We start from the raw sequence: 7,902 nt of genomic DNA, 5'->3' as shown, positions 1-7,902 counted from the left end.
TGCGCCATTTCGGATACACCATCCGCCTGTTCCGAGTAACCGTAAATCAGCATACCGCTTGCCTAGCAAGTACCTGCTCATTCCGGTGATACTACGATAAGCTATCACTATAAATGCTTGTCACAGGCTTTCGACAGTGCTTTGCGCCGGCTTAATAAGTTGACCTGCACCACTATTACTGGTTAACTTAAGCTATATATGGTAATTTTTCGCATGTTTCATCGGACAAGAACCCTAATAGTTATCGTAGTAACGCTTCTGCTCCTGGCTCCTACCGCGTTTGCCTCCCAGCTAGATGATAAGCGGACGAAGCTAAAGAATATCGATGCCCAAATAAAGGCGACGGAGGCTAAGCGAAGCGATGTCGCAAAACAGCAAGACGAAGCCCTCCGGCAGATTCAGGCAAGCAATCAGAAATTGGTCCAGGCGCAAAAGCAGCTCAATAGCATGCAAACGCAGCTCATCGATATGATCGCCAAGAGAAAAGATGCCGATGCGAGATTGCGTGAGATGCAGCGGCGCCTCGTTGCAACGCATATAAAACTTGCCGATGCCCAAAAGCGCCTTGCCCTAAGGCGAGAGGTATTCAATAAGCGCCTCGTCAACGCTTACAAAAATAAGAGCCTAAGCGTTATCACCGTGCTTTTAGGGTCGCAGAACTTCAGCGACCTGGTTAACCGCATTGCGTTCATAGGCATGATCGCCAAGGCGGATAGTAAGATCGTTTTTAACATGAAACAGCTGACTGCAACCATTTCAAGCGAAATCACCCAGGTCGAAACCATGAAGAACGCCATAAGCGAGCAGCGCAAGTACCTCATCGCCGAGGAAAAGCGCATCAATGCGAAAAAGGGCGGCATTATCGCGCAACAAAAGCAACTTCAGGATGAGGTAAGCAAACAACAGAAGCTCTATGCCCTGGTCAAGCAAGAAAAAGACCGGCTCGCACAGAGCGCGGGTTTACTCAGGGCCAGCTCAAACATAATAGCAGGTCAAATTGGTGCACTCGAGAAACAAAGCAGCGGCATCGGCGACGCCAATAGAGTACCCAGCGTATCCGCCGGAAACCTAGCGGCCCTTGCCACAGGAACCGCCAAGAAATACGGGATTCCAACTAAACTGTTCTTCGCCCTTATCAACCAGGAATCGGGATGGAATTACCGGGCGGTATCAAGCTCCGGCGCGATAGGGCTCACCCAGATAATGCCGTTTAACATAACCGCCATGGGGTACAACATCGAAGAGTTTAAGAACTCCCCCAGCCAACAGCTCGAAGCGGGTGCGTCGTATTTGAGCATGCAATACAAGACCTTCGGCAGATGGGATTTAGCCCTTGCCGCCTACAACGCGGGCCCCGGCGCAGTGCTGTCATATGGAGGCATCCCCCCATATAGCGAAACGAGAAATTACGTTCGATCCATTCTTGCCATAGCCGGGCAATAGTAAACTAACTGCTCTATCTGCAGCTACTCATACCGCAGCGCTTCAATCGGGCTAAGACGCGATGCCTTAAATGCCGGGTATGCGCCGAAAAAGATTCCGATCCCGGCGGAGAAGAAAAAGGCCAAAGCAACCGACCAGATAGTTACCTCACTTGGTAAAAACGCCCGCAGCAACAGCGAGCCGGCGATGCCGATTAAAATACCGATTAAACCGCCAATTACACTGAGCGTCGCCGATTCGATTACGAATTGCATGAGGATATCGTGCGTTTTTGCACCGACGGCTTTTCTGATGCCGATCTCGCGTGTTCGCTCGGTGACGGAGACAAGCATGATGTTCATGATGCCGATGCCGCCTACGATAAGCGATATCCCGGCGATACCGCCAAGCATTACGGTCAGGATACCGGTGATGTTCTGCACGGTGCCAAGCAGGCTTTTTTGTGATGCGACGCTAAAGTCATCCTTCTTTAAGGTCTTGCTAAGAACCCGCGTGACCTCATCGCTTGCCGTATCCACGCTGTTTTCATCGGTCGCCTCGATGAGAATTTGACTTATTTGGTCGGTACCGAGAAGGCGCTGCGCCACTGTTATCGGGATAAAAACAACGTCATCCTGGTCGATACCAAAGGTTGAACCTTTCGCCTCGATGGCGCCGACAACGGTAAAACGCTGGCCGTTGATGGATATATTGCGGCCAACCGGACTATCGCCGTTGTAGAGTTCGCTGACGATGGTTTGTCCGACCACAACGACTTTTCGGCCGCCGTTGATATCGACATCTGTTAGAAACTCCCCCTCTGCGAGGTTATAGTTGGTCAACTTGGCATAGTTTGCCGTCACGCCGTTCATCACTGTGGTGTCCCGCTCTTTGTTGCCGAATTTAACCATTGCCGAGCCGTTAACCACCGCACCGGCATCCGCGACATGCGGTGAGCCTTGCTCGATCTGGCGCACCATATCGAGACGTAGCCTGTTACTAACGCCGCTACCAGGTCCCCCCCGCCCGGCCTTCATATTACCCGGCAAGACGTAGAGCAGGTTTGATCCTATGCTACGAATTTGACCTGTGACGGAGCTTCTCACGCCCTGTCCGACAGAGACAAGCAGGATAACGGCCGAAACGCCGATAATGATGCCAAGCGCGGCAAGCGTTGATCGCATTTTGTTCGCGATGATGGCATCGACTGCCAACCGAAAACTCTCAAGTAAGTTCATTTTTTCGTTTTCCACCAGTCATGTTCTTAGTTGTGGGCCCATCCTCGACGATTTTTCCATCGAAGAGCCTGACAAGTCGCTTGGTATACTCCGCAACCTCAGCTTCATGCGTAACCAGAATAACGGTTTTGCCCTGGTCGTGCAGGGAGGATAATATCTCCATGATCTCCGTGCCGGATTTTGAATCGAGCTCTCCTGTTGGCTCATCCGCTAAGATTATGCCCGGGTTGTTTATGAGCGCCCGAGCAATCGCGACGCGCTGCTGCTGCCCGCCGGAGAGCTGCGAGGGGCGACTGCTGAGGCGATCCCCCAGGCCGACGGCCTCAAGCGCGGCAATAGCGCGCTCTCGCCGCTCAATGGTCTTTACGCCCGCATAGATAAGCGGTAATTCCACGTTTTTCAACGATGATGCTCGCGGGATCAGGTTAAACGCCTGGAACACAAAGCCTATCTTCTGCAAGCGCAGGTCGGCAAGCTCGTTCTCCGAGAGATCTAAAGTATCTTGGCCGTCGATAAGGAGCGACCCGGCGGTAGGCGTATCGAGGCATCCAATGACATGCATCAGCGTCGATTTCCCAGAGCCCGACTGGCCCATGATCGATACAAACTCGCCATCCTCAATCGTGAGCGAAACACCGTTGAGCGCATTGATTTCAACATCTTCGAGATAATAGGTCTTGTAGAGGTTCCGTGCTTCAATTGCCATATGCTTTAAACCATTCGTCTGATATCAAGGTTCTATCTTGACCCGCTGGCCGTTTGTTATTGTGGATTTGCCGACAACAACGCGATCGCCTTCTTTAAGACCTGCTGTTATTTCGTAAGAAGTATCCGACGACAACCCGATCTTAACTTCTTGCTGCTGCGCGATGCCGTTGCGGATGACAAATACCGTCTTTTTACCGTTTATTTTTATGGCGTCAAACGGGACTGTCAATATATTTTTCTTGCTCGCGGTAGTTATATCGGCATCCCCACCCATACCCTCTCGAAATTCGGTCTTTACTGGGTTAACGACTATCGTTACCTGGAAGATCGTGCCGCCTGTCGAGTTCTTCGCGGATAGCAACGAGATATCGGTGACCTTGCCCTTAAAGGTCTTACCCTCATAGGCATCGAGCTTGACGTTCGCATCTTGTCCCACCTTAACTTTGCCGATGTCGGCCTCATCGATATCTGCCGTAAGTTCGATCCTGTCGAAATTAATGAGGGTAATAAGGGAGGATGATCCGCCACCGGCTGCCGCCGCGCTTGCGGCAGCGCTTATGCCCGCAATCTCACCGGCTTTTCCGTTTACGGCCGCGACCCTGCCTGAAAACGGCGCTTTTAAAACCGCATCTTCTGCTACGGATTGCGCCTGTTCGATTTGTGCTTGCGCCTGTTCGATTTGCCCTTGCGCCTGCTTAAGATCCGCCGTGCGCGGCCCATCTTTCTGTAGCTCAAGCTGGGCCACCGCGACGTTTACTGATTTAAGCGCCGTGTCGAGTTGCCCTTGCGCGCCGTCGAGCTGAGAATCCAAACTGCCGTCATCCTGCCCGATTTTCGCAATTTCAAGGGAGATCTGGGCTTGTTTTAATTGATTTTGAGCAATAGTGATATCTTCGTTGCGGGCCGATGCCGTTGTCAGGTTATACTGCGCATTTGCCGTATCGTAGGCTTTCTGGGCAGAGTCTATCTGAGCCTGGGCAGCCTGAAGCGCTTGATCATTTGCGGCCGAGACCCTGTCCTTTGCCTTAATGGCAGATTGGACGGCATTATAGTATTGATAGTAAACGGTTGAAGCCGTATCCGTCGGGTTGGCACTCGTGTACGCAATGAAAGAGTTGTACGCATTGTTATACGCTTGTTGGGCTTCCTCGCTCGATTTCGAATTGAGCGAGGAGACTTTATCGTAATTCGCCTGCGCGTCGGCGAGCGCCTGGGACGCCTGATCCCTCTGCGCTATGGCAACACTAAGTTGCTGTGACGTTACGCCGCCTCTCACTTTATTGAGCTGCTGGGCCGCGGTATCCACGCCGAGTGATGCGTTATCGACGTTAAGTGCGCCCTTTTTCTTCGCTTGTGCGACAATCTTATTGACTGTTTTAAGACTACGTCGTGCGTTACTTACCGCCGTAGCGGCCTGGTCGACCTGCGCCTGAGAAACAGCTAGTTCAGAACGACTGCGCCCTGAGCGCAGCTTATTTAGACCTGCTTGCGCTATCTTTAAGCCCGCTTGAGCTTGGTTTACCTGTGGAAGTATCGAGTTCATATCAAGGTAAGCGAGCACTTGTCCCGCTACAACCTTATCACCCTTACGAACATTTATCTGTTGAATCCGCCCACCGGATTTAAAGCTAAGCTCGGCGCGGCTCGGGAGCGTTACTTTAGCTGGGGCCGACACCAGGATATCGATGTTCCCTATCTCAGCAGTGACCGCCTTTACCGCCGTGGCACGCGATGATAGTGAAATCTGCCACCAAGCGATGAGTGCAACGAATAGAAGTGCAACGATTGCGGCAATCCTTTTACGGTTTAATTTTGGTCGGGTTCTTCCTGCGCCCTTATTTTGCGATGATAAGCTCAATACAGCTCCCTTTCCCCAGACAAGTATAACCGATACTAGTCTAAGTAATTAGTTAGTTGGTTAGACTAGTACCGGTCGGTTGCACATAGTGACAAACTAATAAACATCCCTTAAACAAATTATTATATCACCGCTTGCTTAGATAACATACAATCAAACACTACTATATAACACTGCCGATCGCCGGAATGTGACAGAAACGAAACAAATCCTTGAAACGCGTCTTCGATAAAGTCACCCATCTCCGCATCTTTAACCCCCTCAATCTCTACGACCGGGACAACGCCCACGACGATAACCTCTGAGCGCTCTTCTTTCGCAAGATCGGCTACAATTCGGAGCGCGTCTTTAGCAGTTGGGGATCCATCGGTTGGATAGACTATCTTCTTCATTATTCTTCCTCCTTGCTCTCTCTGAGCACGGGTACGTTTTTAATTAACCGTTCCATAATCGGCGCCATTACGAATGCGGATGCAAAAAGCAGAAGCTGCCGCACGAGTGTAAATTTCCAACCAAAAAAGCGAAGCTCAAGAGGTATCATCGGCACCTTGATCGCCCACGTCGACACGATTGCAATGACGACCCCAAGCCGGGCGCCTTTATTAAGAAGCGTTTTAAGCAGCGGAAACACCCCGACCAGTGGGCCGTGAATGGCCGTCCCAAGAAGCGCGCCGAGATGCTTTAAAATAAACTCTTCGCGCACCCAGACCTGAAAAAGCCCGACAAAGATAAAGACGGTTACAAGCGTCACCGCAACGCTTGCAAACGTTGTCGCACCGATGATAGCCGCCGTTTTTGCCTCGGTAAGGCGCACCGCGGCCAACAGGGCATAAGCGGCTATCGCAACCCACAAAAGCCAGTTTTTCTTTGACCACCCTATAAGCCTAGTGGCTACAAGTCTCATAGCAGCCACCCCATAATGACCCCGACTATGATCGAAAAGACAAATGTTACCGCCCAGCGAGTCAATGCAAAGCGCCTGCCCATATAGGCAATCTCGGCCGGAAGCGACGCCGTCCCCACGGCAACCCACGCGGTAAGAAGCGTGGCAACGGCGGTAACCGATGCGTGCTGGTCGAGCAGATACCGCCCTATTGGGAACACGGCGGCAGGAGGCCCGGAAGCGATGCTTCCAAGGACCGCAGCAATAACAGGTGCCAAAACTCCCCGTGAACCGCCGAGCAGGCCGCGGATTGCTTGCGGCGATATCAGCACCTCAAAAAGCCCGATTGCGGCAAAAACCACGATGAAAAACGGCAGCACATTAACAAAGCTCTTGTATCCTATCTTAATCGCTTTTTTTGTGAGTTCGCGGTTCTTGATCCAGGAGATCGCAAGCGCCGCCGCCATCACAATAAGCAAACTCCAATCGGTGGTTGTCAACTTTGCCTCCTAACCGTTTCAATATCAGCGCTCCTCGGAAAGCAGGCGAAGGGCCTCGACGGAATTCGTAAATACCGTTGAAGCAACCGCAAAGCGGCTTAGTATGAGCGCATCGACGATCTCATCAGCGGAGATGCCTTTGCGAAGCGCGATCTGACCTGCGTCGCGATGCAAGTGGGCACTCCCGCGCCCGCAACCGCCGCAATCGTTATCAGCTGACGGTACTTTTCCGGTATCGATTCCTGAGAGAATGCAAATTGCTTGCTTCTCACGTGCTCGCGCACCATCTCGGGCTTGAGCGAAGCCAGGTGCGTCATGGTTTCAGGAACCGCCCCCACCTCGGCCTCGATTCTCTTTAGGATTTCATCAATAGTAGGTTGCATGTTTTCAGACATTTGTTCTTGTCTCCTTTTCGGTTAATTATCGAATGTTTTAAGCTTAAAACGTGCCAGGGCACCTCACTGTTGGTAGCTAAATGCACAGGCGGCTTAGCCAAGAGCCATAATGCCGCACTTACAGCGCAAGCTCTGCCTCCTCCTTTGCAAGTGAAACTTCAGATATAGCTACATAAGCGATAAGGCTTAAGACGATTAGCAAAATCCCGTACGTCGTAAAAAACGACTGATAACCGAGCGCATTGATAAACCTGCCACCGATGCTGGTTCCAATCGCGCCGCCGACCATAAACGAGAACGCAACCAAGGACATGGCCACGCCTCTTGCCTTCTTGGCAAACTCCGTTGCCAGCGTTAAAAGAGTAGAGTGGGTGAACATAAAGCCGAGTCCCAGTAAGAACACCCCGATAATAGTTGCTGCAAGGTTAGTTGAGAATGTGGCGATTAGAAGATCGGCAGTTGCGGCAAGCAATAGTCCGAAAGCAATAAGACGCCTTCTGCCTGTCTTGGCTGCAACTTTTCCGCCCAGGCGACCAGCAAGGATGGCACCGATACCAAAAGCCGTCATAATAAGGCCGATGGCCAAATAGCCGAAGTTAAAAACGTGGGAGATATTCGCCCCGAGATATGAAAACGATCCGAGAATAAAGATGCCTTCAAACACAACCACAATATATGCCCTTAAGCTTGGGAAATGACCCAAAAGCTTGGCGTACGGCGCTAATACTTGACTATTAGGATTCGAAGTTAATTGACCCGATAGCTTTTTACTGGTTGAAATAAGAAGCACGGTAATGAAAGCAGCAATGATGGCGTAAGCAAAAAAGACACCCCGCCAGCTTACGAAAAAGGCAATCGTGCCGCCGATGCCCATCGAAAGAGCTTGCCCCAAAAACGA

9 protein-coding genes are annotated in these 7,902 nt (G+C 51.3%); 1 reads left to right on the top strand and 8 read right to left on the bottom strand.

Translation table 11 applies throughout. The annotated features are described in order from the left end of the window. Positions 1-213: 213 nt before the first annotated feature. Complete coding sequence (locus COY37_RS08465) at positions 214-1,443, top strand: transglycosylase SLT domain-containing protein (RefSeq protein WP_286678429.1); 1,230 nt, start codon at positions 214-216, stop codon at positions 1,441-1,443. Between the two features lie 23 nt (positions 1,444-1,466). Here the strand turns inward: COY37_RS08465 and COY37_RS08460 are convergent, their stop codons facing one another. From COY37_RS08460 to COY37_RS08425, 8 genes are all read right to left on the bottom strand, one after another. Beyond that, complete coding sequence (locus COY37_RS08460) at positions 1,467-2,660, bottom strand: ABC transporter permease (RefSeq protein WP_286678428.1); 1,194 nt, start codon at positions 2,658-2,660, stop codon at positions 1,467-1,469. After that, positions 2,647-3,366 carry an ABC transporter ATP-binding protein gene (locus tag COY37_RS08455; protein ID WP_286678427.1) on the bottom strand — a complete coding sequence of 240 codons (720 nt, stop codon included), beginning with the start codon at positions 3,364-3,366 and terminating at the stop codon, positions 2,647-2,649. Before COY37_RS08455 ends, COY37_RS08460 begins: the two co-directional genes overlap by 14 nt. Before the next feature lie 24 nt (positions 3,367-3,390). Further along, on the bottom strand, positions 3,391-5,226 hold the full coding sequence (locus tag COY37_RS08450; RefSeq protein WP_286678426.1) for an efflux RND transporter periplasmic adaptor subunit: 1,836 nt from the start codon (positions 5,224-5,226) through the stop codon (positions 3,391-3,393). Between the two features lie 122 nt (positions 5,227-5,348). Continuing rightward, positions 5,349-5,618: a universal stress protein gene (locus tag COY37_RS08445; RefSeq protein ID WP_286677655.1), complete on the bottom strand. Its 270-nt coding sequence runs from the start codon at positions 5,616-5,618 to the stop codon at positions 5,349-5,351. Then, positions 5,618-6,130 carry a permease gene (locus COY37_RS08440; RefSeq protein ID WP_286677654.1) on the bottom strand — a complete coding sequence of 171 codons (513 nt, stop codon included), beginning with the start codon at positions 6,128-6,130 and terminating at the stop codon, positions 5,618-5,620. Before COY37_RS08440 ends, COY37_RS08445 begins: the two co-directional genes overlap by 1 nt. Further along, on the bottom strand, positions 6,127-6,609 hold the full coding sequence (locus tag COY37_RS08435) for a hypothetical protein (protein ID WP_286677653.1): 483 nt from the start codon (positions 6,607-6,609) through the stop codon (positions 6,127-6,129). The genes COY37_RS08440 and COY37_RS08435 overlap by 4 nt, the downstream gene beginning before the upstream one ends. Positions 6,610-6,707: 98 nt before the next feature. Further along, complete coding sequence (locus COY37_RS08430) at positions 6,708-7,004, bottom strand: carboxymuconolactone decarboxylase family protein (protein ID WP_286677652.1); 297 nt, start codon at positions 7,002-7,004, stop codon at positions 6,708-6,710. Between the two features lie 118 nt (positions 7,005-7,122). Then, positions 7,123-7,902: MFS transporter (locus tag COY37_RS08425; protein WP_286977207.1), on the bottom strand; the 780-nt coding region annotated here is incomplete at its 5' end.

Source organism: Candidatus Aquicultor secundus (genome assembly GCF_002791875.1).
GTDB classification, from domain to species: Bacteria; Actinomycetota; Aquicultoria; order Aquicultorales; family Aquicultoraceae; genus Aquicultor_A; species Aquicultor_A secundus.
The sequence above is the reverse complement of the archived record's forward strand: the minus strand, read 5'-3'. Positions and strand labels throughout refer to the sequence as shown.

Coding starts and splice junctions, on each gene's coding strand:
- COY37_RS08465 (WP_286678429.1), top strand. CDS start 214: ATGTTTCATCGGACAAGAACCCTAATAGTTATCGTAGTAACGCTTCTG.
- COY37_RS08460 (WP_286678428.1), bottom strand. CDS start 2,660: ATGAACTTACTTGAGAGTTTTCGGTTGGCAGTCGATGCCATCATCGCG.
- COY37_RS08455 (WP_286678427.1), bottom strand. CDS start 3,366: ATGGCAATTGAAGCACGGAACCTCTACAAGACCTATTATCTCGAAGAT.
- COY37_RS08445 (WP_286677655.1), bottom strand. CDS start 5,618: ATGAAGAAGATAGTCTATCCAACCGATGGATCCCCAACTGCTAAAGAC.
- COY37_RS08440 (WP_286677654.1), bottom strand. CDS start 6,130: ATGAGACTTGTAGCCACTAGGCTTATAGGGTGGTCAAAGAAAAACTGG.
- COY37_RS08430 (WP_286677652.1), bottom strand. CDS start 7,004: ATGTCTGAAAACATGCAACCTACTATTGATGAAATCCTAAAGAGAATC.